The organism is Paenarthrobacter sp. PH39-S1 (genome assembly GCF_030063245.1).
Lineage (GTDB): Bacteria > Actinomycetota > Actinomycetes > Actinomycetales > Micrococcaceae > Arthrobacter_M.
Genome location: NZ_JASISR010000012.1, coordinates 96,489 through 120,475, shown reverse-complemented (window position 1 = coordinate 120,475; position 23,987 = coordinate 96,489). Strand labels below are relative to the sequence as shown.

Annotated in this window: 25 protein-coding genes, 4 tRNA genes, 1 pseudogene and 1 riboswitch; of the genes and pseudogenes, 17 read left to right on the top strand and 13 right to left on the bottom strand. The window is 65.6% G+C overall.

Features of this window, described 5'->3' with window-relative positions; translation table 11 throughout:
- Window positions 1-498 precede the first annotated feature (498 nt).
- Window positions 499-957, bottom strand: coding sequence for a peptide-methionine (R)-S-oxide reductase MsrB (gene msrB, locus QMG52_RS09845; RefSeq protein WP_283560227.1), 459 nt, complete (start codon window positions 955-957; stop codon window positions 499-501).
- Window positions 958-971: 14 nt separating this feature from the next.
- A complete protein-coding gene (locus QMG52_RS09840; RefSeq protein ID WP_283560226.1) occupies window positions 972-1,466 on the bottom strand; it encodes a hypothetical protein in 495 nt (164 codons plus the stop codon).
- 164 nt (window positions 1,467-1,630) lie between these two features.
- Between QMG52_RS09840 and QMG52_RS09835 the strand changes: the two genes are divergently transcribed.
- Window positions 1,631-2,878 (top strand): alpha/beta hydrolase, encoded by a 1,248-nt coding sequence (locus tag QMG52_RS09835; RefSeq protein WP_502920490.1) that lies wholly within the window; start codon window positions 1,631-1,633, stop codon window positions 2,876-2,878.
- A gap of 10 nt (window positions 2,879-2,888) precedes the next feature.
- Here QMG52_RS09835 and QMG52_RS09830 read toward each other — a convergent pair whose 3' ends face one another.
- Together QMG52_RS09830 and QMG52_RS09825 are read right to left on the bottom strand one after the other, a co-directional pair.
- Window positions 2,889-3,350, bottom strand: coding sequence for a SufE family protein (locus QMG52_RS09830; protein ID WP_283560224.1), 462 nt, complete (start codon window positions 3,348-3,350; stop codon window positions 2,889-2,891).
- 110 nt (window positions 3,351-3,460) lie between these two features.
- Window positions 3,461-4,378 carry a sulfurtransferase gene (locus tag QMG52_RS09825; RefSeq protein WP_283560223.1) on the bottom strand — a complete coding sequence of 306 codons (918 nt, stop codon included), beginning with the start codon at window positions 4,376-4,378 and terminating at the stop codon, window positions 3,461-3,463.
- A 281-nt stretch (window positions 4,379-4,659) separates the two neighbouring features.
- On the opposite strand from QMG52_RS09825, the gene zapE reads away from it, so the two are divergent.
- Complete coding sequence (gene zapE / locus QMG52_RS09820) at window positions 4,660-5,697, top strand: cell division protein ZapE (protein WP_283560222.1); 1,038 nt, start codon at window positions 4,660-4,662, stop codon at window positions 5,695-5,697.
- Between the two features lie 161 nt (window positions 5,698-5,858).
- Here zapE and QMG52_RS09815 read toward each other — a convergent pair.
- The 5 genes and pseudogenes from QMG52_RS09815 to QMG52_RS09795 form a co-directional block, all read right to left on the bottom strand.
- Window positions 5,859-6,094 (bottom strand): annotated as a pseudogene (locus QMG52_RS09815) (benzoate/H(+) symporter BenE family transporter); the annotation flags it as partial.
- A gap of 124 nt (window positions 6,095-6,218) precedes the next feature.
- The gene (locus QMG52_RS09810; RefSeq protein WP_283560221.1) at window positions 6,219-6,452 is read right to left on the bottom strand and encodes an antitoxin; all 234 of its coding nucleotides are present in this window, start codon (window positions 6,450-6,452) and stop codon (window positions 6,219-6,221) included.
- Window positions 6,453-6,659: 207 nt separating this feature from the next.
- Window positions 6,660-6,731, bottom strand: a tRNA-Val gene (locus QMG52_RS09805).
- 48 nt (window positions 6,732-6,779) lie between these two features.
- Window positions 6,780-6,853: transfer RNA gene (locus QMG52_RS09800), tRNA-Cys, on the bottom strand.
- Between the two features lie 75 nt (window positions 6,854-6,928).
- Window positions 6,929-7,000: transfer RNA gene (locus tag QMG52_RS09795), tRNA-Gly, on the bottom strand.
- A gap of 457 nt (window positions 7,001-7,457) precedes the next feature.
- On the opposite strand from QMG52_RS09795, the gene QMG52_RS09790 reads away from it, so the two are divergent.
- Window positions 7,458-7,532, top strand: a tRNA-Val gene (locus QMG52_RS09790).
- Window positions 7,533-7,596: 64 nt separating this feature from the next.
- Here the strand turns inward: QMG52_RS09790 and QMG52_RS09785 are convergent.
- From QMG52_RS09785 to QMG52_RS09775, 3 genes are read right to left on the bottom strand one after another with little or no spacing between them, the layout of a single operon-like run.
- Window positions 7,597-8,163: a phosphatase PAP2 family protein gene (locus QMG52_RS09785; RefSeq protein ID WP_283560220.1), complete on the bottom strand. Its 567-nt coding sequence runs from the start codon at window positions 8,161-8,163 to the stop codon at window positions 7,597-7,599.
- 55 nt (window positions 8,164-8,218) lie between these two features.
- Window positions 8,219-10,246 carry an acetate--CoA ligase gene (gene acs, locus QMG52_RS09780; protein ID WP_283560219.1) on the bottom strand — a complete coding sequence of 676 codons (2,028 nt, stop codon included), beginning with the start codon at window positions 10,244-10,246 and terminating at the stop codon, window positions 8,219-8,221.
- 5 nt (window positions 10,247-10,251) lie between these two features.
- Window positions 10,252-10,890, bottom strand: a complete 639-nt coding sequence (locus tag QMG52_RS09775; RefSeq protein WP_283560218.1) for an acetate uptake transporter — start codon at window positions 10,888-10,890, stop codon at window positions 10,252-10,254.
- Between the two features lie 239 nt (window positions 10,891-11,129).
- Here QMG52_RS09775 and QMG52_RS09770 point away from each other — a divergent pair, with 239 nt between their 5' ends.
- The 14 genes from QMG52_RS09770 (at window position 11,130) to hisF (ending at window position 23,137) form a co-directional block, all read left to right on the top strand.
- On the top strand, window positions 11,130-12,023 hold the full coding sequence (locus tag QMG52_RS09770) for a cytochrome (protein WP_283560217.1): 894 nt from the start codon (window positions 11,130-11,132) through the stop codon (window positions 12,021-12,023).
- Window positions 12,024-12,190: 167 nt separating this feature from the next.
- Window positions 12,191-12,823 carry a peptide deformylase gene (gene def, locus QMG52_RS09765; RefSeq protein WP_283560216.1) on the top strand — a complete coding sequence of 211 codons (633 nt, stop codon included), beginning with the start codon at window positions 12,191-12,193 and terminating at the stop codon, window positions 12,821-12,823.
- Window positions 12,820-13,740 carry a methionyl-tRNA formyltransferase gene (gene fmt, locus QMG52_RS09760; protein WP_283560215.1) on the top strand — a complete coding sequence of 307 codons (921 nt, stop codon included), beginning with the start codon at window positions 12,820-12,822 and terminating at the stop codon, window positions 13,738-13,740. Before def ends, fmt begins: the two co-directional genes overlap by 4 nt.
- On the top strand, window positions 13,737-15,302 hold the full coding sequence (locus QMG52_RS09755; RefSeq protein ID WP_283560214.1) for an RsmB/NOP family class I SAM-dependent RNA methyltransferase: 1,566 nt from the start codon (window positions 13,737-13,739) through the stop codon (window positions 15,300-15,302). Before fmt ends, QMG52_RS09755 begins: the two co-directional genes overlap by 4 nt.
- 19 nt (window positions 15,303-15,321) lie before the next feature.
- A complete protein-coding gene (gene rpe / locus QMG52_RS09750) occupies window positions 15,322-16,017 on the top strand; it encodes a ribulose-phosphate 3-epimerase (protein WP_283560213.1) in 696 nt (231 codons plus the stop codon).
- Between the two features lie 148 nt (window positions 16,018-16,165).
- A riboswitch (FMN riboswitch) is annotated at window positions 16,166-16,310 on the top strand.
- 101 nt (window positions 16,311-16,411) lie between these two features.
- Window positions 16,412-17,110: a nicotinamide riboside transporter PnuC gene (gene pnuC, locus QMG52_RS09745; protein WP_283560212.1), complete on the top strand. Its 699-nt coding sequence runs from the start codon at window positions 16,412-16,414 to the stop codon at window positions 17,108-17,110.
- Entirely contained in the window at window positions 17,107-18,273 is a 1,167-nt protein-coding gene (gene ribD / locus QMG52_RS09740) for a bifunctional diaminohydroxyphosphoribosylaminopyrimidine deaminase/5-amino-6-(5-phosphoribosylamino)uracil reductase RibD (protein WP_502920487.1), read from the top strand. The genes pnuC and ribD overlap by 4 nt, the downstream gene beginning before the upstream one ends.
- A 1-nt stretch (window position 18,274) precedes the next feature.
- Window positions 18,275-18,910, top strand: coding sequence for a riboflavin synthase (locus tag QMG52_RS09735; RefSeq protein ID WP_283560211.1), 636 nt, complete (start codon window positions 18,275-18,277; stop codon window positions 18,908-18,910).
- Window positions 18,907-19,569 (top strand): 3,4-dihydroxy-2-butanone-4-phosphate synthase, encoded by a 663-nt coding sequence (ribB, locus tag QMG52_RS09730; RefSeq protein ID WP_283560210.1) that lies wholly within the window; start codon window positions 18,907-18,909, stop codon window positions 19,567-19,569. Before QMG52_RS09735 ends, ribB begins: the two co-directional genes overlap by 4 nt.
- Entirely contained in the window at window positions 19,566-20,444 is an 879-nt protein-coding gene (locus tag QMG52_RS09725) for a GTP cyclohydrolase II (RefSeq protein ID WP_283560209.1), read from the top strand. The genes ribB and QMG52_RS09725 overlap by 4 nt, the downstream gene beginning before the upstream one ends.
- Complete coding sequence (gene ribH, locus QMG52_RS09720; RefSeq protein WP_283560208.1) at window positions 20,441-20,923, top strand: 6,7-dimethyl-8-ribityllumazine synthase; 483 nt, start codon at window positions 20,441-20,443, stop codon at window positions 20,921-20,923. Before QMG52_RS09725 ends, ribH begins: the two co-directional genes overlap by 4 nt.
- Before the next feature lie 110 nt (window positions 20,924-21,033).
- Window positions 21,034-21,297 carry a phosphoribosyl-ATP diphosphatase gene (locus QMG52_RS09715; protein ID WP_283560207.1) on the top strand — a complete coding sequence of 88 codons (264 nt, stop codon included), beginning with the start codon at window positions 21,034-21,036 and terminating at the stop codon, window positions 21,295-21,297.
- A gap of 145 nt (window positions 21,298-21,442) precedes the next feature.
- Window positions 21,443-22,288: an ATP phosphoribosyltransferase gene (gene hisG, locus QMG52_RS09710; protein WP_283560206.1), complete on the top strand. Its 846-nt coding sequence runs from the start codon at window positions 21,443-21,445 to the stop codon at window positions 22,286-22,288.
- 78 nt (window positions 22,289-22,366) lie between these two features.
- Window positions 22,367-23,137, top strand: coding sequence for an imidazole glycerol phosphate synthase subunit HisF (gene hisF / locus QMG52_RS09705; protein WP_283560205.1), 771 nt, complete (start codon window positions 22,367-22,369; stop codon window positions 23,135-23,137).
- A gap of 112 nt (window positions 23,138-23,249) precedes the next feature.
- Here the strand turns inward: hisF and QMG52_RS09700 are convergent, their stop codons facing one another.
- Window positions 23,250-23,894: a TIGR03085 family metal-binding protein gene (locus QMG52_RS09700; RefSeq protein WP_283560237.1), complete on the bottom strand. Its 645-nt coding sequence runs from the start codon at window positions 23,892-23,894 to the stop codon at window positions 23,250-23,252.
- Window positions 23,895-23,987: the final 93 nt, after the last annotated feature.

Below are 23,987 nucleotides of genomic sequence, written 5' to 3'. Positions count from 1 at the left end.
CCCCGCCGGGCTGAGCAGTAGTGGGCTGTCCGCCGGCCGGCTGTTCGGCGCTGAACGGCTTGCTGCTGAACTGCCCGCTGCTGAACTGTTCGCGTTTGACCTGTTCGGTGTTGACCCGTTCGGTGTTGAACTCTTCGGTGTTGAACTGTTCGGTGGGAAGGGGGGTCGTCTTGAGTGTCTCGGTCACGTTGCCGGTCCTTTCATGTCTGGCGCCCGGTCCGGGAAATGGCCGGCCCTGGCGACTGCCGGAATGTCCCGAGCGTATCAAGGCAACAGCAAGCCTTATCTCAAATAATCCCTCTCATTAGAAAGAGTTATGCTCATGGGAACAAAAAGCGGCGCTGGCCCAGCGTTGGGAGTGCTGGACGCGCCGCTGCTGCCGGAGGGCCAGATCCCGACGGGTCGGACCCCGGGCGATCGGACGCCCGGACGCCGGAACCCCGACGGCCGGCGCCGGCGGCCGGATCCGGATGGCCGTCGAAAACGCCGCCCGCCCGGTTAGGACGCCGGGACGAGCTTCAACGACACGGAATTAATGCAGAACCGCTGATCCGTCGGATTGCCAAGGCCCTCGCCCTCGAAGACATGCCCCAGGTGCGAGTCGCAGGTGGCGCAGCGGACTTCCACGCGGTCCATGCCCAGTGACCTGTCGTGAATGTAGCGGACGTTCCCCTCGGCCAAGGGAGCCCAGAAGGAAGGCCAGCCGCAGGAGGAATCAAACTTTTCCCCGCTGGTGAACAGTTCCGCCCCGCAGGCGCGGCACTGGTACACGCCCTGGGTGTGTGTGTCCCAGTATTCGCCGGTGAACGGCCGCTCGGTCCCTGACCGGCGCAGCACATCGAACTCCGCGGGTGTGAGTTCATCGCGCCACTGCTGATCGGTCTTTGCCGCTTGAGGTGACGCTGCTTCCGGCGTCACGGCTGGCACGGATTCGGGAGTCTTCTCAATATTGCTCATAATCGCTCCAACGTTTAAGAGTCGCCAATAAATCCCGAGCCCGCGTACAGGTGCAGCACCGGTAGGCCGAGCTTATGCTGCGCCTGACTGGCCCAGTCCCGGCGGAAGGTATCTGCGAGGGCATGCGGACGGGTCACGACGACGGCCTGCCGTGCCTGCGTTTCGTTGACTTTGGCCACCAGAGAGGCGACGGCGTTTCCCTCGGCTACGGCGCCGGTCACCTTGGTGCCGGCGTTCCGCAACGTGGTAAGGGAAATCTCCAGGGTGTGCGCGGCCTCGGCACGGACGGCCGCCTGATCGGGGGCCTTTTCCCGCAGTTCACGCAGGGCACCGGGCAGATCCAGCATAGTCAGCTGATCCACGACGTCGACGAGCAGGTTCCGTTTGGTGTCCGCGGGGACCAGTACCAGCAGCTCAACATCGTCGTCGTTTTCGTAGAGTCGGGTGATGTTTTCCGCGTCGATGTCGCCCAAGGGCTCCTCGGTCAGAATAATGATCGAATCAGTCATGGCCTAAGCGTATGCCAGCGGAGGGCTGCGCCGGCATCCTTGGCCGGCTCCGATGACTTCGGCACCTTCCCGGTGCGCCGCTCGACGTTCTCCGCGGGGTTGGGAAGAATGGGACCATGCCAACTTCAGCGCCGCCAGTGCGGGCTCCCGGAGCCGAACGGTCCATGAGCAATTCCCGTGCCGCGCCCTCCGAGGGTGAACGGGATTCTTGGCTGAAATGGGCCGCCCTAGGCATCGGCGTTGGTGCCGGCGGGGCATCCTTGCTCGTCACGGCCACGGCCGCGCTGGCGGCCTACTTCGCCCGCCGGGTTGTCACGCCGGCGAGGGTCCGCGAGCAGGATCTGCCGATCCTGGCCGTGATCCGTGACGGCATGAACCTGCAGGTGGTGCTGCCGGTCACGGCGGAAACCACGGTGCAGGGCACCTACAGTCTGTTCTTCGACGGCGGTGCCGGCCACGCGGTCATTGGCGGCATCCGCTCCTACGTGCCGCGTGAAGGCACGGTGACCCGTGACGTGCTGCGGGTGTCCGGATCGGATCTGGCGCACGCGGCCCGCGGCTGGTGGAGTTCGGCCGTCTTCGCCGGGCCCGAAGATGTGGGACTGACGGCGGAGGATGTCACCATCGACCTGCCCGTGGGCCCGTCCCCCGCATGGCTGTTTCGGGCGGAGCCGGCCCTGAGCACCTGGGCGATCATGGTGCATGGCCGCGGTGCCACCAGGAATGAAGGTCTGCGGGCGGTCCGGACCGCCCACGATCTGGGTCTGAACAGTCTGGTGGTGTCCTACCGCAATGACGGTGAGGCGCCGGCGGCGGGGGACGGCCGCTATGGGCTCGGCGCCACGGAATGGCCCGATGTCGAGGCCGCCATTGATTTCGCCGTCGCCCATGGTGCCAAGGACGTGGTGCTGTTCGGCTATTCGATGGGCGGAGCCATCTCGCTGCAGGTCGCCGATCACAGCAGGCAGCGGAACATCATTTTGGCGCTGGTTCTGGACGCACCCGTGATTAACTGGGTGGACGTGCTGGCTCATCAGGCTGAGCTGAACAAAATCCCCGCGGCCGCTGGCCGGTACGGGCAGCTGATGCTCAGCCATCCCCTGGGGCGCCGGCTCACCGGCTTGGCCGCCCCGGTGGATCTGAAGAGCATGGACTGGGTCAGCCGGGCCGTGGAACTGCGCACGCCGACGCTGATTATCCACAGCGTTGATGACGACTTCGTGCCCTACGGGCCGTCGGCTGAACTGGCCACACGCAACCCCGAAATGGTGACGTTCGAGCCCTTCAGCCACGCTCTGCACACCAAGGAGTGGAACGTGGAACCGGAGCGCTGGGACGCACTGGTGGCCGCATGGCTCAAACCGCGGCTGGGACGTTACGATTTGCCGCACGGGACGGAGCCGGCGGACTGAACGTATCCGACTAACCGGCGGACGCACGGCCCGCAGCGGCCACTTTGCGCTTGATCCGCCCTAACATGGCGGACATTCCGCGCATCCGCAGCGGCGTGATCGCACGGGTAAGTCCGAGCAGATCCGGCATGTCATCCGGGATCGCCAGAATGTCCGTGGCCGGCAGTCCGTCCAAACCTTCATGCAGGACGCCGGCAAAGCCGCGCGTGGTGGGCGCCTCCGGAGGTGCTTTGAAGAACAGCCGGATCACGTCGCCGTCGTCGTGCTTTTCCGTCTCCACCGTCAAAAACAGCGGTGTCTGACACTCCACCACCTGTTCGAGCAGCTCCGGGTGATCGGTCAGGCGCTCCGGAAGCGGCGGCAGCGAGCGGGAGAACTCCAACAGCAGCTGGAGCCTCTCGGGCTCGTCCAGCGCCTGGAAATCGTCGACGATGTCGGCGAGGGCGGGTGGCAATACGGGTGTCGTAGTCATCGTCACCAGCCTACTCAGAATTTCCCCGCGCGGTTACTGCGCACGGGTTGCATTGGACAATATAGAAAGGACGGTATACGTAGCGCGGCATGCAGAGGGCCCGACGGCGGTCAGCGCGCCGTCGGCAGGTCGCCGCGTTCGCTGCCCTTGGCAATGGGGACGCGGACCGCGTTGCCCCATTCGGTCCACGAGCCGTCATAGTTGCGGACGGTATCGAAGCCCAACAGGTATTTAAGCGCAAACCAGGTGTGGCTGGAACGCTCGCCGATCCGGCAGTATGCCACCACATCATCGCCGGGCTTCAGGCCAGCTTCGTCAAGGTACAGCGCTTCCAGCTCGTCCCGGCTGCGGTAGGTGCCGTCCTGCGCGGCCGCGCGTCCCCACGGAATCGACGCGGCGGTGGGGATATGGCCCCCGCGCATGGCGCCTTCCTGCGGGTAAGCGGGCATGTGCGTGCGTTGGCCGGAGTACTCCTCCGGAGACCGGACATCGATCAGCGGGTTGCCCAAATGGGCCAGTACGTCGTCCTTGAACGCCCGGATCGGGGCGTCGGAGCGTTCCACGACCGGGTATTCGGCCGGTTCGACTTTGGTGGACTTGGTGGTGACGTCGCGGCCTTCGGCGATCCACTTGTCGCGCCCGCCGTCCAGCAAACGGACATCCTCGTGGCCAAAAAGCGTAAAAACCCAGAGGGCGTAGGCGGCCCACCAGTTGGACTTGTCGCCGTAGATGACGACGGTGGAGTCCCGCGAGATGCCCTTGGCCGCGGCCAGCTGGGCGAACGCGGGCCCGTCAACGTAGTCGCGGGTCACTTCGTCGTTGAGATCCGTGTGCCAGTCGATTTTGACGGCGCCGGGGATGTGCCCCGTTTCGTAGAGCAGGACGTCTTCGTCGGACTCCACCAGCACCAGCGAACCATCGGCGGCGGCGCCGGCGGCCAGTGCGTCGGCTAGCCAGTGCGTGGAAACCAGCCGGTCGGGATGCGCGTAGGCTGCAAACTTCTTGTTCGTTTCTGCTGCAATCGGCATGGTGCCCCTAAATTCGTCGGATCGGCAATCGGAACGTCGGCGGGCACACGGGTGCGCGGCCGCCCTCCTGACCAGCTTATCCACGTACGACCGATAAAGGCCCCTGGCCCGTTAATCTGGCGCAATGTCGGCCGGCCGGGCGCCGCCGTCGGCAGTGTCTGCACACCGGCCGACATTCTGCCGGTCGCCCTTGGCGGTATTCTTGCAGGGCACCCCTGCATCCGCCGGCGGACCGCGTACTCCGCCGGTCCGCACAGACCACAACGAATGGACGCCGCCCCTTGGTCAAGCTTGAGCAACTCTCCGCCCGCATGCCGTCAGTGACGGTGGATGAGCTCCTCAAGGGTTTTTATCCGTCGCCGCGTTTCGGATCGGTCTCCTTCGCCAGCTACCGGCCGGACCCCGCGCAGCCGTCGCAAACCACCGCGGTACGGGCCATGGAGCAGTTCGCCGACTCCATCAAAACCCCGGAGCCCAAGGGACTGCGCAGGCTTTTCGCCCCGAAGAAGCCGGCCGTCCGGTCCGGCTTCTATCTGGACGGCGGGTTCGGCGTCGGCAAGACGCACCTGCTCGCCTCCCTATGGCACGCCTCTCCCGGTCCCAAGGCCTTCGGCACCTTCGTGGAATACACCAACCTGGTGGGGGCACTGTCCTTCCGCAAGACCGTGGAGGCACTGAGCAGCTACAAACTGGTGTGCATTGATGAGTTTGAACTCGACGACCCGGGGGACACGGTGCTGATGTCCCGACTGATGCGCGAGCTGGCGGACGCCGGCGTTAAGCTGGCTGCCACCTCCAACACGCTGCCCGGGTCCCTCGGCGAGGGCCGCTTTGCGGCCGTCGACTTCCAGCGGGAAATCCAGGTGCTCGCGGACCAGTTCGAGGTGGTCCGGATCGACGGCGAGGATTACCGGCACCGCGGGCTGCCGGCGCCGCCGGCGCCGCTGTCCAACAGCGACCTGGATTCGGCGATGAAAGCGGAATTTGACGGCAAAACGGTTGCCGTGGATGACTTTGTGACGCTGGTAGATCACCTGGCCGCGGTCCATCCCAGCCGGTACCGTCAGCTGGTGGACGGGATCGACGGCGTTGTCTGGCGCGATGTGAAGACCATTACCGAGCAGTCCGTGGCGCTGCGCTTTGTGGTGCTGGCGGACCGGCTTTACGACCGCGACGTGCCGATCCTTGCCAGTGGGGTGCCCCTCGATTCATTGTTCAGCCCGGAGATGATGGCCGGCGGTTACCTGAAGAAGTATTACCGCGCGGTGTCCCGGCTGACGGCTCTGGCCCGCGAAGGCCAGGAGCAGGAAGTCAGTTAGGCAGCCGACGCCGGAAACTTCCGGCCGCCGGCGCCCCCCTGAAAGCCGCCGGATTGATGGCGTGTCCGCCGAAGGGCGCCCCCCGGCAGGGTTCCGATGCCGTGACCAGCATGGAGGAACGCCACGGCGTCGCGAAACCGAAGGATTCAGCACCGCAGCGCGGGCGTCGACCGTGCAAACGTGACCGGCCGGCTGCGCCAGGAACCAACAAAACGCGCATGCTGAAGATCACCGTCAGGGCCAGCAGTCCGGAGGCCGCCTGCGCGTCGCTGGTGCCGACTGCGCGCAGGCCGGCCAGGACGACGGCGCAGGAGGACGTGAAGCCGACCAGTGCCGTGACGATGCCGGCGACGGCCTGGTCACCGTCTACTTCAGGGGTGGTGACGTCAGACAGGATCGGGCTTCCTAACGCTTGCGTTCGATGGTGCGTGGCTGTGCAGGCGTCCTTAAACGCCAAGACGCTGGCTCTGCCTCCCGGCAGGGCCAGCGCCCTTTGACTCAATTCTCAGGCGAAGGGAGTATTAAGCGCGATGATCCTCGGTGCCGTCATCGGCTGCGGTGGCAGTCGTGCTGCCGCCCACTTTGCCGATAAAGCCTCCGGCAGCGTTCTGGACGCCGTCGATCTGGTCTTTGAACCTTTCACCGGTCTTACTGTCGATGAAGTTCGCGGCCTTTTCGATTCCGCCTCTGAGCGCTCCTTCGTTACCGTTAACCAGTCCCGCGGCCTTGCCCTTGATATCGTCAAATACTGACAACGGGCACCTCCCTTCACTCCTTGGAGCCATTTTGCTCCACTAAATCAATCCTAATCGCAGATTCTGACGCTGCCAAGGAGCAGCGGCCAAGGAGCTCTGGTCCTTGAACTCAATCCAGCGCTGGCAAGGGTGGCGGGAGTCCGTGCCCCGGCCAGGAATCCGGGCAACAAAAAAGCAGCTTCCTGAAGAAGCTGCTGACTGTTTGGGTGGGCGATACTGGGATCGAACCAGTGACCTCTTCCGTGTCAGGGAAGCGCGCTACCGCTGCGCCAATCGCCCAGATGAACACCAGAACATCTGCTGAAATCTGCTTATCTGCCGTCAAAGTGGAGGTGGGAACGGGATTCGAACCCGTGTACGCGGCTTTGCAGGCCGCTGCCTCGCCTCTCGGCCACCCCACCGTGTACCAGTTCGGAAACCAGCAACTCGACTAACTGATTCGAAATGCTCCGAACACTATCCGACAGTGTCCTGCGAGCGGATGACGAGATTCGAACTCGCGACCCTCACCTTGGCAAGGTGATGCTCTACCACTGAGCCACATCCGCATAAGGAACAACATCGATTTCTCAATATCTGAGGTCTCTTTGTTTCCGTCCCGCTTCGTTCCTTCTGAAGCGTTCGTGGCGTTCCTTGCTAGAAAAACTTTACAGAAGGTTCGCGGAATCGCCAAATTGAGGCACCGAAGGCTGCTTAGGACCGGGCCGCGCGCGGACGAGTGGCCCGGAAAGACGCGGAATTTCGGGATTACACCGCTGTAATTTACCGCTGTAATTTTCAGGCGCCGCACCACCTACGGACCAGTGCCACGGCCGAAGGCGGGGCTCACTCGCGAGGACGGTGCTGCGCAACAGCGTTATCACGGGGGAGCCCCTGCTTCGTTATCACGGGGGAGCCCCTGCTTCCTGGGCCGATGTGCGGCGTGATTATGAGCCAACGCCGGTATCCGTTAGGATTTTGAAGCAACGCAGTGCTTGAGCGGCCTTCCGGGTCGGCGGGCCATGCGGGCGATTGGCGCAGTGGTAGCGCGCTTCGTTCACACCGAAGAGGTCACTGGTTCGAACCCAGTATCGCCCACCAAAGAAAAGCTCCTCTGACCAGCACAAACGCCGGTCAGAGGGGCTTTTCCCTGTCCGGAAGGGCACTAAAGGAACCCGGCATATGCCATGGCGACTATGCACCCCGCCGGAATGCCCGCGAGGACTTGGGCCGTGGTGTGGTCGCCGAGTTTCACCCGGGACCAGCCGACCGCCGCCGGAATCACCAACGCGGGCAGGAAACCGGGTCCCAGGGTGAGAACCGAAGCGACGGCCGCGAACGTGACGACGGAGACGTGGACGGACAATTTCCAGAAGGTGTTCACCGCGCCGACAAGGACCATTCCGAAGATAACGCTCAGCAGGCCGACAATGCAGACGCGCGGGGCGCCGAGCAGGAGCAGGATGACCAGTCCCAGGACACCCGAGACCATGGCAGCCAAAAGTACTGGCAGCCGTTGCCGCCGGTTCCCGATGTGATGATCGGAGACCTTGCCCAGGCGGGTCGCGAGGAGAATGCCGGCAAAGGGTCCGACAGCGGTGAAGAGCGCTGCCAGCATGGCAAACCCGAAGCCGCGCCAACCATCGGACACCGCCCCGGTGGTCAGTAAAAATACGGACACCACCACTGTGGGAGAGAAGACTTCGGTCAGGGCCCTGGCTAGTCGTTGCATCCGTCAAGCTTAGGGAATCCCGCCGCCGCTGCAGACAACAGGCTCAGCCCGGCCGTTACTCGGACTCCGTTCGCGGCATGCTGGATCGGATCAGTTCCATGACGGTGGAATCCGCCAGTGTGGTCACGTCACCGATCTCGCGGTTCTCCGCCACGTCCTTCAATAGCCGCCGCATTATTTTCCCCGAGCGGGTTTTCGGCAGCTCGGCCACCACCATGATCTGCCGCGGTCGGGCCATTTTTCCAATTTCCTTGGTCACGTGCGCACGGAGCTGCTGCACGATGTCCGGGCCACCGTCGCCGGCTTCGCTGCGCAGGATGACGAAGGCGACTACGGCCTGCCCCGTCATGTCGTCGGTGGCACCTACGACGGCGGCTTCGGCCACCATCGGATGGGAGACCAGGGCGGACTCGATCTCGGTGGTGGAGAGCCGGTGGCCGGAGACGTTCATCACATCGTCCACCCGCCCCAATACCCAGATGTCGCCGTCGTCGTCCTTCTTGGCACCATCGCCGGCAAAGTAGAGCCCGGGGAAACGGGACCAGTAGGTCTTCACGTACCGATCGTCGTCGCCCCAGATGGTGCGCAGCATGGCAGGCCACGGCCGGGTAAGCACCAGGTACCCGCCGGAGCCGTTTGGCACCGGCTGCCCCTCGTCATCCACCACGTCGACCTGGAAACCCGGCAGCGCCTTCATGGCCGCCCCGGGCTTGCCGGCGGTGATTCCGGGCAGCGGGCTGACCACAATGCAGCCGGTCTCCGTCTGCCACCACGTGTCCACCACGGGAGTGCGGCCATGCCCTATCGTGTCGCGGTACCAGATGTAGGCGGCCGGATTGATCGGCTCGCCCACGGAACCGATCAGCCGCAGGCTCGCCAAGCTGTACTTGTCCGGGATCTGTGCTCCCCATTTCATGAAGGTCCGGATGGCGGTCGGGGCGCAGTACAGCAGCGAGACCTTGTATTTGTCGATGATTTCCCACCAGCGGCCCTGATGCGGGGTGTCCGGTGTGCCCTCGTACAGGACCGAGGTTGCGCCGTTGGCCAGCGGTCCGTAGACGATGTAGCTGTGCCCGGTGACCCAGCCAATATCCGCAGCCGTCCAGAAAACGTCCGTCTCCGCCTTGAGATCGAAGACCGCCCAGTGAGTGTACGCGGCGCCGGTCAGGTAGCCGCCGGTGGTGTGCAGGATGCCCTTGGGCTTTCCCGTGGTGCCGGAGGTGTACATGACGTAGAGCGGATGTTCGGCGTCGAAGGGCTCGGCGTCGTGGTGCGTGCTGGCCTGCTCCACCGAGTCGTGCCACCAGATGTCGCGCCCGTCCTGCCATGCGACGTCCTGGCCGGTGCGCCGGACCACCAGCACGCTGCGCACGTCGGGGCAGTCCAGCAGCGCTTCGTCGACGGCGGACTTCAGGCCCGCCGGCTGCCCGCGCCGGTAGCCGCCGTCGGCGGTAATCACAACGCGTGCGTCGCAGTCGTGGATGCGGGTGCGCAGGGCGTCCGCGGAGAATCCGCCGAAGACGACGGTGTGCGGCGCGCCGATCCGGGCACAGGCCAGCATCGCCACGACAGTCTCCGGGATCATCGGCATGTAGATGGCCACCCGGTCACCGGCTGTGACGCCGAGGCCGGTCAGGGTGTTCGCGGCCTGGCAGACCATGTCCGTCAGCTGCGCATAGGTGATGGTCCGGGTGTCCCCGCCTTCGCCCTCGAAGTAGTAGGCGACCTTGTCCCCGCGGCCGGCCTCGACATGCCGGTCCAAGCAGTTGTACGCGGCGTTGAGCTTGCCGCCGACAAACCATTTGGCAAACGGCGGGTTGGACCAGTCCAGTACGTTCGTCCATTCCTCCGCCCACGCCAGGCGTCCGGCCTGGCGTCCCCAGAACGCCTGATAATCGGCGTCCGCTTGGGCGTACGCCTCCGCTGTGACGTTGGCCTGCGCGGTGAAGTCCGACGACGGCGGGAACCGCCGCTGCTCGTGCAGCAGGTTCGCGAGAGTCTCGGTCCTGGAAGAGGTGTTTCCCGGCGTTGCGTCGCCGCCGCGATCCGGGTTATTCGGGGCCTTTCCTGAGGCGTCGGGCATCGGAATCACCGGGTCCCTACCGGTATTACTGACCGCTTAAACGTGGAGTTTGTCACCACGGCCAGTGAGGCGTACCAGGCGAGGAGGGCCGTGACGATGCCGAGCCATCCGCCCACAACGGTCAGCGAGTCGGAGCCGGTGAAGGCGCCAATGGCCAGGGCGATGAAGGTCAGAGTCAGGAAAATGAAGACGGCGAAGACCGCTGTGCTGACCCGGGAAGCGGCGACGGACATATAGGCGGTGAAAATGGCCCAGGCCAGTAGATACAGGCCAATGCCTTTGCCTGCATCCGCAGGCGGCAGCGCGGCGGCCCGGAACTGGACCAGGAACCAGAAGGAGAGCCAGAAGGCCCCGTACGAGCAAAACGCGGTTGCTCCGAAGGTATTCCGGTTCGCGAATTCCCAAATACCGGCCGCGAACTGGGCTGCCCCGCCATAAAACAGGGCCAAACCCAGCACCACGGGCTCGTCGAGTTTGGGGATTATGCCGGCGTTGACCACGCTGAGCACAAAAGTGGTCAGAGCGAAGGCACCCAGTCCCAGCGCGGCCGGATCGGCGAAGGGGAGGGTCGCAGCGGGCGCCCCTGCAGGCACTACCTGCGCAGGAGCAGCGTGGGAGGGGATGGGGCTGGGCACGGTGCTCATGGCTTGTTTCTCATGACATGACTCCTCGTTCCACACCAGCGCCATCGCTGGCTACTGCCTCACAGGCTACGCCCGAAAAGGCAAGGGTACTGCCGAATACTCTGTGGTTAACATCACACCAATGGCCGGGATCGTTTTGGCGGGTCTCTGTCGGTCGGCTGCCGGCTACCGGTGCCGGTGCACCTACCGGTGACTCTGCCGTCCGGGTTCGTGTCGGTGGCGGATGCAATAGTGGAAGTATGACTCAGCCAGCCTTAGCCCACGCCACCGAATTCGGCCGGATGTACGCCCGGTCCCTAGCGGAACCGCCCATCATGCCGTCCATCACTACGGTGATTTCCCAGCAGTCGGGGACGCTGGACGGTTGGTTCGGGTACATGGCTGCGAATTCACTGGCCCAGCATCCGGCCCTCCCGGGAGCGTTGACCAACCCCTCCCAACTGCGCGGGATGGTCAACGATGCTTCCAAGGCGGCGGAGAGATTTCGGGATGCGGCCGCAGCTCGGGGAGACCGTGTTCACTCATACTGCGAACAGGTGTCGCTGCGGGCGCTGGGCCGGGTGCATCGGATGCCGGAGGCGAGGGCCGCGCTGGCGGAAAACGGCGAGGAACAGTTTGCGGCGCGCTTTGATGAATGGTGGGACCTGTACAAGGTAGAACCTGTCGCGCCCGAGGTGACGGTCTGGAACCATTCCGTGGGCTACGCAGGGACGCTGGACCTGGTGGCGCGGATCGGCGGGAGGTTGTGTCTGATCGATTACAAGACCAAGGGAACGGACCGTAACGGCGGGGTGAAGCCGCTGGACGAGAAGGTGGTTATGCAACTGGTGGCAGGGATGAAGGCCGAAGAAGGCCTGGTCGACGCCGGTGCCGGGAGCTGGGAGCCATGGCTCTACGGTGAGGATCCCATCCTGCTGGGGGTGGCCATCGGGGAGACGGAGGTCCGTGCGCTGCGGGCCAACCCGGAGGTGCTCAAATATCATTGGTACAAGTTCGCCGCGCTGCGAACCGTGTGGAAAACGGCAGCGGACGCGCGGGCCGCCGGTGCGGCGCTGCTGCCGATTTCTCCGCCCCAGCCGGCTCCGGTCCAGTCCACTCCGCCGTCCGGGCCAGTGTCGGTGCCGGCCGGCTGAACAGACCAGCTATGGCGCTCGGGTTGGGCCGGCCGCCGCAGGCCAGTCGAAACTGCAGCCCGGCGAAACTGCAGCCCAACAAAACCGCAGCCCAACTAGACTGAGGAGGCAAAGCACTAAGAATTTCGTTCAACCACCGTCCCGCACTGAAGTGAGGCTCCTTCCGCATGGCCATCCTGAGTATCCGCATCATTGGCGACCCGGTGCTACGGACCGTGGCGGATCCGGTCACTGAGTTCGGCCCGGAGCTGGCGAAGCTGGTGCAGGACATGATGGACACCATGGACGACGTCGACGGCGCAGGGCTGGCGGCTCCCCAAGTGGGTGTGAGCAAACGCGTTTTCACCTACCGGATCGGTGCGGAACACGGCCATGTGATCAACCCGGTCCTGGAGAGCAGCATGGAGCTTCAGCCGGCGGGGCTGGAGGGATGTCTGTCCGTTCCGGGCCTGGGATTCGCCGCACCCCGTGCGCTGCGGACCCGTGTCACGGGGGTGGATTGCCACGGGGGCCACATCGAGATCGAGGGTGAGGGTCTGCTGGCGCGTTGTTTTCAGCATGAATCCGACCATTTAAACGGGACTCTGTTTGTCGACCGGCTGGACGGCGAGGACCGTAAAACGGCCCTGCGCGCCATCCGCGACGCGAGCTATGAGCAGGTGGCGGAAAAGACGACGGCGAAACGGGCCCGCAGCGTGGGGTCAAGTTTTGGCGGCTCGGGTTTCGGTGCTGGCATCCCGGGTCGTTCCGTGGACGCAGGCTCCTCCTCCTCCTCCTCCTCCTTTAGCGCCGGCGAATGAGGGTCCTATTTGCCGGTACCCCCGACGTCGCCATCCCTTCGCTGGAGGCCCTGCTGACTGCCGGGTTCGACGTCGTTGGGGTCCTGACTCGACCGGATGCCCCGATTGGACGCAAACGCGTGCTCACGCCGTCGCCTGTTGCACGACGGGCCGAGGAACTGGGCCTTCCGGTGATCCGGGCCGCGCGGATCGACGAGGCAGCCTCCGCCGCGATCGCCAGGCTGGCTCCGGACGTGGCGGCGATTGTAGCCTACGGTGCCTTGATCCCGGCCGACGCGCTATCGATTCCGCCGCTGGGCTGGATCAACCTGCATTTCTCGCTGCTGCCCGCCTGGCGCGGCGCCGCACCCGTTCAGCACGCCATCCTGCATGGCGACGACGTAAGCGGTGCGTCCACTTTCCAGCTGGAGGCGGGTCTGGACACCGGGCCGGTCTTCGGTACCCTGACGGAAACCATTAAGCCCGCAGACACCAGTTCCGAGCTGCTGGTACGGCTTTCGCGCAGCGGCGCTGTGCTGCTCGTCCAAACGCTCAGTGCCCTGAATTTTGGGCACGCCGGGGCACAACCGCAGCTCGGGGACATCACATTGGCACCGAAACTGACCATCGACGACGGTCGAATCGACTGGGCGCAGCCGGCACTGGCCATCGGACGGCGCATCCGCGCCGTGACCGACGAGCCCGGCGGCTGGACCACACTGGAGGGCGCGCGGTTCAAAATCGGGCCGGTGGAGCTGTGCGTCGGAACGCATGATCTGGCGCCGGGCCGGGTTGCCTTCGGGCCAACATCGATCCAGGTCGGGACGGGGTCGCACGCAGTGAAGCTGGTCCGCGTGCAGCCGGCGGGCAAAAAAACCATGCAGGCAATCGATTGGGCGCGAGGCCTGACGAATAAGGAAGACGTGGTGTTTGAGTGACGAACGACAATGCGGGGCGTCCGCGCGGCGGCGGGCATGGAAGCCGGGAGAACGATGGCCGCGGGAGCCAGGGCGCCGGCAGCCGGCGGAACGCGCAGGGGCGCGAACGCAACCGCAGCTCCACACCGTCTTTCACCGCCTCGACCCCATCGGAACGAACGCGCAAGGCTGATCCCGCCCGCCTGGTGGCCTTCGAAGTCCTCCGTGCTGTGTCCGGCGAGGACGCCTACGCCAACCTGGTCCTCCCGTCCCGGATCCGGCACCACCGGCTGGACAAGCGCGACGCGGGTTTTGCCACCGAACTCAGTTACGGCGCCCTGCGCGGGCAGGGCACGTACGACGCGATCCTGGCGCGCTGCGTTGACCGGCCGCTGGAGCAGCTGGATCCGGCCGTGCTCGACGCCCTGCGATTGGGGGTGCACCAGCTCCTCGCCATGCGGGTCCCGGCGCACGCCGCGCTGGACCAGACCGTGGGGCTGGCCCGGGCCGTCATCGGCGCCGGACCGTCCACGCTAATCAACGCGGTGCTCCGCCGGGTGTCCGCGAAGGACCTGGACGAGTGGATTGCGGCACTGACCGAGGGGGAGACCGAGTCGTCCGCGATCGCCGCGCTGACCTATTCGCACCCGGAATGGATTGTCCGGGCGCTGCGCCAGTCACTGGTGGCGCACGGTCGGGATGTCAGCGAAATCACCGCGCTGCTGGCGGCCGACAATGCCGCGCCCGTGGTGAACCTGGTGGCGCTGCCCGGGCTGGGGGACCTTTCCGAGGCTATGGAAGAGGGCTTTACCCCCGGTGGGCTGGCACCCGATTCGGCATTGTCGTCCGGCGGCGATCCGGGCCGGCTCTCCAGCGTCCGGGACGGCTCCAACCGCGTGCAGGATGTCGGCTCGCAGCTGGTGGCCCGGGCGCTGGCGGAAGCCGAGCTGCTCCCGCGTCAGGGCTCGGCTCTGGAGCCGGACGGCGAACGCTGGCTGGACCTGTGCGCCGGCCCGGGCGGCAAGGCCGCGTTGCTGGCAGCCATGGCGGGCCAGCGCGGGGCGACCCTGCTGGCTAACGAACCCGCCCCGCACCGGGCCAAGCTCGTGAAGCAGGCGCTGGCCGCGGTGCCGCGTGACGTTTGGACTGTGCGGATCGGTGACGGCCGCGAGGTGGGGGAGCAACGCCCCGAGGGCTTTGACCGCATTCTGGTGGATGCTCCCTGCACCGGTCTGGGTGCGCTGCGCCGGCGGCCGGAATCCCGCTGGCGCCGCAAACCCTCCGACGTCGGCGAGCTCGGGCCCTTACAGCGCGAACTGTTGGCTTCGGCCCTTAAAGCGGTGCGTCCCGGCGGCGTGGTGGCCTACGCAACCTGCTCCCCGCACCCGGCGGAGACCAATGCCGTCGTCGTCGATGCATTGCGCAAGCGTGAGGACCTGGAGCTGCTCGACGCCGGCGCCGTCCTGGACGGCGTCAGCCTCACCGGAAACCTGGGCTCTGGACACGAGAAAACGGCCCAGCTCTGGCCGCACATCCATGCCACGGATGCCATGTTCCTGGCCTTGATCCGCAAAAAGGCTTGATCCGCACGAAAGGCACCTCATGACCGCTAACCGTTCTGTTGCGCGCTGTTGTATCAGCCCCAGCATCCTTTCCGCCGATTTTGTGAATCTTCAGGCGGAGCTGGGCAGGATTGCCAACGCCGACGCTGTGCACGTTGATGTTATGGACAATCACTTTGTGCCGAATCTGACCATCGGGCTGCCCGTGGTTCAACGGATCCAGCAGATCAGCCCGGTGCCGCTGGACGCGCACCTGATGATTGCCGAGGTGGACCGCTGGGCGCCGGCGTACGCCGATGCGGGTCTGGCCTCCGTGACTTTCCACATAGAGGCGTCCAACGCACCGATCAAGCTGGCGCGGGAGCTGCGCGCCCGCGGAGCCAAGGCGGGCATGGCCTTGCGGCCGGCGACCCCGGTGGAGCCCTACCTGGACATGCTGGCGGAGCTGGACATGCTGCTCATCATGACGGTGGAGCCCGGCTTCGGCGGGCAGTCCTTTTTGGACGTGACCCTGCCGAAGATCCGTCGCGCGCAGCAGGCCATCGAGGGAGCCGGGGTGGACGTGGCGATCCAGGTGGATGGCGGGATCACCGAGGAGACCATCACCCGGGCCGCCGAGGCGGGGGCCACCATGTTCGTGGCAGGATCCGCCGTCTACGGCACCCCCGATCCCGCCAAAGCGATCGAGACGCTCAGGGCCAAAGGCCAGCTGGCCCTGGACGGAACACCGGGCTGAACGCCGGGTTGGGCGCCCGCGATCAGGGAACGGTGCAGCACGTGACCGCGCAGCCGGGAAGCGTCATCCGGGGCAGCAATCGGCCTGGGCGGACCAGTTGTCCCGAGCATGGCGTTGTCAGTGTCATAATGAAGATGTAGTAAGTATTTACGTGCTCCGGGGTCGGTGTAAGTCCGAACCGGCGGTTATAGTCCGCGACCCGCACGCTTTCGGCTGGCAGCAGCAGGAAGCAAACGGTTGAACCGGTGAAATTCCGGTACCGACAGTTAAAGTCTGGATGGGAGAAGCACGAACAGTTTTGGCCTGCCATAGCTGCACCACCACCGGTGCAGCTCGCGCTTAGGTCTTCTGTCGTTACCCCCGGAGCCATCGTGGTTTCGGAAAGGCAGTAACGATGGACATCCTCCGGTGGCTCTTTGAAGCGAAACTGGATTTTCCGCGCGGCGGCTTCCTGCTGTGGCGCGAGGTGTTGGGCAATCTCTTCGGTCTTGCCAGCGCGCTGGGTGGAATGCGCCGCAAGGTCTGGGCCTGGCCCGTCGGCATCGTCGGTAATCTGCTGCTTTTCACCGTCTTCATGGGTTCCGTCTTCGGCTCGCCCGTCTACGCCAACCTGCTGGGCCAGGCCGGCCGGCAGCTGATGTTCATCGCCGTCTCCATTTTTGGCTGGTACCGCTGGAAGCAAAGCCAGCGCGACCCCAACGGAGCCGCCGTCGAACCCAAATGGGCATCCAGCAGAGTCCGGCTGGCATTGGTCATTGCCATGATCGGCGGCACGGCGGTGCTGACGCCGATCTTCAGCACGTTGGGTTCCTACGCTCCCGTTTGGGCGGACGCCTGGATCTTCATGGGTTCCCTGCTGGCGACCTTCGGAATGGCCAAGGGCTGGGTCGAGTTCTGGCTGGTCTGGGTCGCGGTCGACGTTGTTGGCGTACCACTTCTGTTTGGTGCCGGCTACTACGCCTCCGCCTTCATGTACATCTTCTACGGAGCATTCACCCTCACCGGGTTCTTCATCTGGTGGCGGGTCCGCAACCGGAACGCCGAACGCGTCACGGTGGAAACGGCATTTCCTGACCCGAAGGTGTACCGATGAGCGATTCCCCCGATTCCCAGGTCAGCGGCGGCACGGTCGACAGGGGTGCGGGCAATGGCTGGACGCAGTCGGAATCGCTGGCGATGGACACCGCACTGGCCGGCGCTGCCCTGGGTGTTCGGGGTGCCAACCCGCTGGTGGGCGCGGTAGTGCTCGACGCCGCGGGCAAGATCCTCTCCGTGGGGCACCACCGCGGCGCCGGGACAGCCCATGCGGAGGTGGATGCGCTGGCGCGGGTTCCAGCGGAGCTGACCGGCAAACTGGCAGCTGCCACCATGGTCGTGACGCTGGAACCGTGTAACCACGTTGGTCGGACCGGGCCCTGCGCGCAGGCCATTATCGATGCGGGAATAGGCCGGGTGAGCTACGCCGTCGACGATCCGCACCAGCCCGCGGCGGGGGGAGCGCGCCGGCTGCGCGAGGCGGGAGTTAACGTCCACGGCGGGCTGCGGGCGGATGAAGCCTTCGCGCTTAACCGCCGCTGGTTCGCCTCCGTCCGGGACAGCAGGCCGTTTATCACCCTCCATCTGGCTCAGACGCTGGATGGCCGGATTGCGGCCGCCGATGGGACCAGCCAGTGGATCACCTCGACCGCCGCGCGAGCCGACAACCATGGGATCCGCCGCCTGATTGATGCGATTCTGGTCGGCACCGAAACGATCCTGGTGGACAACCCGCGGCTGACGGCCCGCGAACCGGACGGATCGGAGTCCATGCGGCAGCCGCTGCGGGTCGTGATGGGGCTGCGGGACATCCCGGCGGATGCCGCTGTCCGCGGGACGAATGGGGTGCATGGCTCGGATGCCGGCGACATCGCATCTAATGCCGGTTACCTGCAGCTGCGCACCCGTGATCCGCTGGCCGCTGCCGGCACCTTGTTCGCCGGCAATGTCCGGCACCTCATGGTGGAAGGCGGGTCGCGGATCAGCGGCGCCTTTCTCGCTGCCGGGCTGGTGGATGAGCTCATTATCTACCTGGCACCCACCCTGCTGGGCTCCGGCGTCCCCGCGCTCGGGGATCTGGGCATCGGCACCCTGGCGGACGCCCAGCAGTGGGCCTGGGACCCGGCAGGCGGAGGTCCCGTCACCGTGCTGGGACCGGATCTGAAACTTCGACTAACACCCGCGGCACCATTTGCCGCCGGAACCACAGGAGGAAACTGAAATGTTCACCGGAATCATCGCCGAGCAGGGCCGCGTCGAGTCGCTGGTCCATGCGCCTGACGGTGCCAGCGCCACCCTGGTCCTGAGCGCGGATTCATCCCTCGAGGGCCTCGGGCTGGGCGGTTCGATCGCGGTCAACGGGGTCTGTCTGACCGCAACGGCCATCGGCAGCGGGGAGATCAGTGTCGATGTAATGGGCGAGACGCTGGAGCGGACCACCACCGGACTGCTGGCGCCCGGGGACGGAGTCAATCTGGAACGCTGTGTGCCGGCGGGCGGCCGGCTTGACGGCCACGTTGTCCAAGGACATGTGGACGGCGTCGGCGAACTGCTCGAACGCGAAAACCTCGGCAACTGGGAGCGCCTGCGCTTTGCTGTTCCCGAGCCGCTGGCTCGGTACATCGCGGAAAAGGGTTCCATCGCCGTCGACGGCGTTTCCCTCACCGTGACGGCGGTCAGCGACGCTGCGCAGGCCAGCCCATGGTTCGAGGTGGGGCTGATCCCCACCACACTGACCGAAACGGGGCTGGGCGCCAAACGGCGGGGGTCCGCCGTCAATCTGGAGGTCGATGTGCTGGCGAAATACACCGCGCGGCTGCTCGCTTTTGCCCCCGTCACCGCGGAGCAGGGCAAATGACCGGGCAGGGCCAGGCCACTGTCCTGGACACGGTGCAGGACGCCGTCGCTGCCATCGCCGCGGGCAGGCCCGTGCTGGTGGTGGATGACGAGGACCGCGAGAACGAGGGTGACATCATTTTCGCCGCCCAGCACAGCACCCCCGCGCTGATGGGCTGGACCATCCGGCACAGCTCCGGCGTGATCTGCGTGCCGCTGGGCCACGACCGTGCGGACGCGCTGGCGCTCCCGCCGATGGTGGCGGTCAATCAGGACGCCAAGGGTACCGCCTATACGGTTTCCTGCGACGCCGCGGTGGGGATCACGACGGGCATCAGTGCCACCGACCGTTCGCGCACGGCTCGCGTGCTGTCCGACCCGGCCGCCGTCCCGGTCCAGTTGACCCGGCCCGGGCACATGTTTCCGCTGCGGGCGGTGGCCGGTGGTGTCCGGCAGCGTCCCGGGCATACGGAAGCCGCCGTCGAGCTGTGCCGTCTGGCCGGCTGCGAGCCCGTGGGGATCATTGCGGAGGTCGTGAACGACGACGGCGAAATGCTGCGGTTGGGCGGTCTGCGAACGTTCGCGGATGAACACGGTCTGCTGCTCATTTCCATCGAGGATCTGGTGACCTATCTGGGCCCACCGGCGGCCGATGCCCCCGCATCCCCGGGGGCGTCATGATGCCCGGTGCCGGGACCGGAATCGGACCGGAGTCCGGGACGGGAGCCGTGCCAGAGTCCGGGACGGGAGCCGTGCCGGAGCCCGGTACGGGCACGCGCCCGGTGAGTGCGGGGCCGTTGGTTCAGCTGCCGACCGTCTTCGGCGAATTCCTGGCACAGGCGTGGATCGATGGCACCACGGGCGCCGAACATCTCACCGTCAGCGCTGCCGCGCCGGGCGCTACACAACAGGCGGCCCGGACACCGCAGCCGGACGGGACACCGCAATCCGCTGTCAGGGCCGGGGCGGCACCGCTGGTCCGGCTCCACTCGGAATGCCTGACCGGGGATGTTTTTGGCTCCTACCGCTGTGACTGCGGGGAGCAGCTGGCCTACGCGCTGCAGATGATCCATGCCGGCGGCGGGACGTTGATCTACCTGCGCGGCCACGAGGGCCGCGGGATCGGTCTGGCCAACAAGCTTCGTGCCTACGCACTGCAGGAAGCCGGCGCCGACACCGTCGAGGCGAATGAACAGCTAGGATTGCCGGTCGATTCGCGGGACTATGCGGCCGCGGCGGCGATTCTGGCGGAACTGGGGCTGCATCGCATCCGGCTGATGAGCAACAACCCGCTCAAACAGAGCCAGCTGGCCGCCCTCGGCATCGAGGTCACGGAAATGGTGCCCACCGAGGTTCCGTCCCGGGAGCAGAATGTCCGCTATCTGGAAACGAAGCGGGACCGCATGAACCACATCCTCATTCTGCCGGACCACGCGGGTGCAGCCAGCACCGGCACGGCAGCAAAAACACCCACCATCACGGCAGCCAGCACGGCGGGACCAACATCGGCGAAGACCCCAACGACCACGCCGGCAACGAAAGGTAAACGACAATGAGCGGCCACGGAGCACCCACGATCGGGTTCAGCAAGCAGGACAAAGAGAGGGCCTCTGCATTGCGGCTTGCCATTGTGGCGGCCAGCTGGCATACGGAGGTCATGGACGGGCTGCTGGCGGGCGCGCTCCGGGCCGCGGCGGAGGCGGGCATCGACGCACCCACCGTGCTGCGTGTCCCCGGGAGCTTTGAACTGCCCGTCGCCGCCGCCCGGCTGGCAGCGGAGCATGACGCCGTCGTCGCCCTTGGTGTCGTGATCCGCGGCGGCACACCGCACTTTGACTACGTCTGTCAGGCCGCGACCCTTGGCCTGACAGACGTCAGTGTCCGCACGGGCGTCCCGATCGGCTTTGGCGTGCTCACTTGTGACAACGAGGAGCAGGCCCGGGCGCGCGCTGGTCTGCCCGGCTCCAGCGAGGATAAAGGACATGAGGCGACGACGGCGGCGTTAACCACGGCGCTGCTGTTTGCCGGACGCTGATGAGCGCGGCGGCCCGGTAGCGGAGCCGGCAAGGAATGCGGAGCGGTGACTTTGTTCATACTCCGGCGCCGAATCAGGGGCAGCCCGGCAAGACAAGTAGTCTAGAGGGTGTGAAGACTTTCGAAACGCTCTTTGTTGAGCTCAGCGACAAGGCGCTCCAGCGGCCGGCCGGCTCCCGCACCGTCACCGAACTCGAATCGGGTGTGCACGGCATCGGCAAGAAGGTTGTGGAAGAAGCTGCCGAGGTCTGGATGGCCGCCGAATACGAATCGGACAGTAATACTGCCCAGGAAATTTCCCAGCTGCTGTACCACCTGCAGGTGCTGATGATCGCCAAGGGTCTGACTCTGGACGACGTCTACAAGCATCTCTAGCCACCCGCCGCGCTCACGGGTTGCCGCCTCCGAACGACCGGAGCAGCCCATGCTGAGACAGCAGGCGCCGTGGCCGGACCGCTAGACCTCCCTGACCACCACACGTGCGCAGATCACGTGAACCAGATGCGAAAGATCTCTTGCCATGCTTAGAGTTGCCGTCCCCAATAAAGGCTCCCTGTCCGAAGCCGCCTCCGCCATGCTGGCCGAGGCCGGCTACCTACAGCGCCGTGACCCGCGGGAGCTGGTCATGGTTGACCCGGAAAACGACGTCGAATTCTTCTTCCTGCGTCCCCGGGACATTGCCGTCTACGTAGGCGCCGGAACACTCGACGTCGGAATTACCGGGCGCGATCTGCTGCTGGACGCGGAGGTGGATGCGGAGGAGCTGCTGCCGCTTGGTTTCGCGGTTTCCACCTTTCGCTTCGCGGGACCGGCGGGACAGTTTTCCCAGCTGGCCCAGCTGCAGGGCAAGCGGTTGGCCACCAGCTACGATGCATTGCTGCGCCGCTACCTTTCCGGGGAGGGCATCGCCGCCACGGTGGTCCGGCTCGATGGTGCGGTCGAATCATCCGTACGGCTGGGCGTGGCCGATGCCATTGCCGACGTCGTGGAAACCGGAAGCACGCTCAAGGCTGCGGGGATGGAAGTGTTCGGCGATCCCATCATGAAGTCCGAAGCCCTGCTGATCGGACGCGCCGACGTCCAGGCCCCGCCCGGGCTCGATGTCCTCATCCGCAGGCTGCAGGGCGTGCTGGTGGCCCGCCGCTACGTGCTGATGGACTATGACATCCGCAAGGATCTGGTGGAAACGTCAGCCGCGCTGACGCCGGGACTGGAATCCCCGACGATCTCCCCACTGCGTGACTCCGAATGGGTTGCGGTGCGTTCGATGGTGCCCAAGAAGGACACCAACCGGATCATGGACGAGCTGTACGAACTCGGTGCCAGAGCAATTCTGGTCAGCAGCATCCACGCTTGCCGAATCTGAGGTGCCTCTCGTGGGAGCTATTGGTGGGCGTTACTTGTGGGCGTTGAGGGCCAGTTTCATCAGCGTTAGGGATCAGTCATGAGTGTTGCAATCCGCGTTATCCCCTGTCTGGACGTCGATGCCGGACGCGTCGTCAAGGGCGTCAGATTTGAGGGCCTGCGCGATGCCGGCGATCCGGTGGAGCTGGCGCACCGTTACGACCGGGCAGGGGCCGACGAACTGACGTTCCTCGATGTGACCGCTTCCTCGGGCAACCGCGAGACGACCTATGACGTCGTTGCCCGGACTGCGGAGGAAGTCTTTATCCCGCTGACCGTGGGCGGGGGTGTCCGCGGCGTCGCCGAGGTGGACAAGCTGCTGCGCTTCGGTGCGGACAAAGCATCCATCAATACCGCAGCGGTTGCCCGGCCTGACGTCATCGATGAGATCACCCGGCAGTTTGGTTCGCAGGTGCTGGTGCTCTCGGTCGACGCCCGGCGCACCCGCGGAGCGTCGACGCCGTCGGGCTTTGAAGTGACCACCCATGGCGGCCGGCAGGGAACCGGCATCGATGCGGTGGCTTGGGCGCGGGAGGCGGCCGACCGGGGAGTCGGGGAAATTCTGCTCAATTCCATTGATGCCGACGGCACCAAGGAAGGCTTCGACTTGGAGCTCATCCGGCTGGTCCGGGCCGCGGTACGGGTCCCGATCATCGCTTCGGGCGGGGCCGGCAAACCGGAGCATTTCCCGCCGGCGGTCGCCGCAGGAGCGGACGCCGTGCTGGCGGCCTCGATTTTCCATTTCGGTCCCGACGACGCCATCGCCCAGGTAAAAACCGCCATCCGTGCCGCGGGCTACGAGGTCCGCTAGCCCCGCCGGCCCGCTGTTGCCCTCCCAACTGGGTAGCATTTATGGCACTCAAAACGCGATTTGAGTGCCATAAATGCTACCCAGTTGGGAGGGGCGGGGCGAGGCGTGTGGGTTAGAGACCGACTTCGGCCGTCTGCAGCAGGGCGACGGCGTCGGGCTGTCCTTCGAAGGTGACCAAGGCATGCCCGGTCCGGCCGTGGGCGTGCATCAGCAGCTCACCGGGCTCGCCCAGGATCGCAACCGACACCGGAGCCCGCTTGGCCACGTGCCGCGGTCCGGACGGCCGTACCAGCACAATGCCCAGGTCCACGCCGCGGTATAGGATGGCCGCGCGCTTGATCAGATCGTCCCAAAGCGCATCCGAATATTCGTCATCCAGAGCGCGCGGGGCCCAGCGGTCTGTGGCCCGCCGGACGTCCTCGGTGTGGACGAAGTACTCGATCAGGTTGGAGCTTTCATCCAGGGCCTTGATCCTGAGCGGGGAGAGCGGAGGAGGTCCGGCGCGGAAATCAGCCACCAGTTTGGCGTACGCCTCCGGCGTGCCGGATTTCCCGGCAAGGGCAGCCGTCGCCTTGTCTGAGGCCTTGCTGAAGGCCTTAATCAGCAATCCCAGCCCCACCCTGGCGTTGCGTTCGCGCAGGTACAGGTGCGCGGCCAGGTCTTGGGTGCGCCAGCCCGCGCACAGTGTGGCGGCGTCGGGCCCGGCTGCGAGCAGGGTTTCGGCCAGGACTTCGCGGGAAGGATCTACAAAATGCATCACTTGTGAAATTAGCACGCAATCCCTCCCAGATGGACTTTGAACCGCCGGATTTCGTCATCGAATCGACGGCACCTGCCTCGTGACGCCAGC

Bases quoted from the DNA above. Each gene is read 5' to 3' on its own strand.
- QMG52_RS09735 (WP_283560211.1), top strand. From the start codon at position 18,275: ATGTTCACCGGAATCATCGCCGAGCAGGGCCGCGTCGAGTCGCTGGTC.
- ribH (WP_283560208.1), top strand. From the start codon at position 20,441: ATGAGCGGCCACGGAGCACCCACGATCGGGTTCAGCAAGCAGGACAAA.
- rpe (WP_283560213.1), top strand. From the start codon at position 15,322: ATGACCGCTAACCGTTCTGTTGCGCGCTGTTGTATCAGCCCCAGCATC.
- pnuC (WP_283560212.1), top strand. From the start codon at position 16,412: ATGGACATCCTCCGGTGGCTCTTTGAAGCGAAACTGGATTTTCCGCGC.
- QMG52_RS09840 (WP_283560226.1), bottom strand. From the start codon at position 1,466: ATGACTGATTCGATCATTATTCTGACCGAGGAGCCCTTGGGCGACATC.
- def (WP_283560216.1), top strand. From the start codon at position 12,191: ATGGCCATCCTGAGTATCCGCATCATTGGCGACCCGGTGCTACGGACC.
- ribD (WP_502920487.1), top strand. From the start codon at position 17,107: ATGAGCGATTCCCCCGATTCCCAGGTCAGCGGCGGCACGGTCGACAGG.
- QMG52_RS09785 (WP_283560220.1), bottom strand. From the start codon at position 8,163: ATGCAACGACTAGCCAGGGCCCTGACCGAAGTCTTCTCTCCCACAGTG.
- QMG52_RS09700 (WP_283560237.1), bottom strand. From the start codon at position 23,894: ATGCATTTTGTAGATCCTTCCCGCGAAGTCCTGGCCGAAACCCTGCTC.
- QMG52_RS09770 (WP_283560217.1), top strand. From the start codon at position 11,130: ATGACTCAGCCAGCCTTAGCCCACGCCACCGAATTCGGCCGGATGTAC.
- QMG52_RS09825 (WP_283560223.1), bottom strand. From the start codon at position 4,378: ATGCCGATTGCAGCAGAAACGAACAAGAAGTTTGCAGCCTACGCGCAT.
- hisF (WP_283560205.1), top strand. From the start codon at position 22,367: ATGAGTGTTGCAATCCGCGTTATCCCCTGTCTGGACGTCGATGCCGGA.
- QMG52_RS09835 (WP_502920490.1), top strand. From the start codon at position 1,631: ATGAGCAATTCCCGTGCCGCGCCCTCCGAGGGTGAACGGGATTCTTGG.
- fmt (WP_283560215.1), top strand. From the start codon at position 12,820: ATGAGGGTCCTATTTGCCGGTACCCCCGACGTCGCCATCCCTTCGCTG.
- hisG (WP_283560206.1), top strand. From the start codon at position 21,443: ATGCTTAGAGTTGCCGTCCCCAATAAAGGCTCCCTGTCCGAAGCCGCC.
- ribB (WP_283560210.1), top strand. From the start codon at position 18,907: ATGACCGGGCAGGGCCAGGCCACTGTCCTGGACACGGTGCAGGACGCC.
- QMG52_RS09830 (WP_283560224.1), bottom strand. From the start codon at position 3,350: ATGACTACGACACCCGTATTGCCACCCGCCCTCGCCGACATCGTCGAC.
- QMG52_RS09775 (WP_283560218.1), bottom strand. From the start codon at position 10,890: ATGAGCACCGTGCCCAGCCCCATCCCCTCCCACGCTGCTCCTGCGCAG.
- msrB (WP_283560227.1), bottom strand. From the start codon at position 957: ATGAGCAATATTGAGAAGACTCCCGAATCCGTGCCAGCCGTGACGCCG.
- QMG52_RS09725 (WP_283560209.1), top strand. From the start codon at position 19,566: ATGATGCCCGGTGCCGGGACCGGAATCGGACCGGAGTCCGGGACGGGA.
- acs (WP_283560219.1), bottom strand. From the start codon at position 10,246: ATGCCCGACGCCTCAGGAAAGGCCCCGAATAACCCGGATCGCGGCGGC.